General features: G+C 43.5%; 1 protein-coding gene. It reads right to left on the reverse strand.

Translation table 11 applies throughout. The features are described 5' to 3' along the window. Nucleotides 1-632, reverse strand: a 632-nt coding sequence (locus tag PSI06_RS21080) for an efflux RND transporter permease subunit (protein WP_273604823.1), incomplete at both ends; no start/stop codon positions are given.

Genomic DNA, 632 nt, shown 5'->3' on the forward strand with positions numbered 1-632 from the left:
AATGGGATTCTTGCATTGATACCATCAATGGTGGCTTTAGTATTAGACCCCATGCGTTTTAAGACAATGCCAGAGACAACTTCACCTAAATTTTCGACTTTACCGTCTTCGGTTTTGCGCGTCATTGTGACAGCACCTTGACGAATTTCACTGCCCATTTCAACTTTAGCAATATCCGAAACCGTCACAACTGTCCCATCAACTGTTTTGACGGGAACTTGTTTGATATTACTAATACCAGCGTCACCACTTTCAAACCAACCTGCACCTCTAATAACAAGCTGCTCTTGCCCACGGTTCATATACCATCCGCCAACATTGGCATTGTTGTTATCTAGGGCACCAACAACGTCTTCTTGCGTTAGGTTATAAGAAAGAAGCTTAGATGGATCTACATTTACTTGGTACTGCCTAACAATACCTCCAAAGGAGAGTACATCAGTAACACCATCGACAGGCATAACGAGTAATTTTACTACCCAATCATTGAGACTCCTGAGTGCCATAGCATCATAGCCTGCATCTTTATCTGAAATAAGAAGGTACTGAAATACTTGGCCTAGCCCTGAGGTGTTTGGCCCCATTTCGGGTGTGCCGACACCTTCTGGTATCAGTTCTTTTGCGGCTTGAAG

Origin of the sequence: Pseudoalteromonas sp. GABNS16E (assembly GCF_028598715.1) — a bacterium.
Lineage (GTDB): Bacteria > Pseudomonadota > Gammaproteobacteria > Enterobacterales > Alteromonadaceae > Pseudoalteromonas > Pseudoalteromonas atlantica.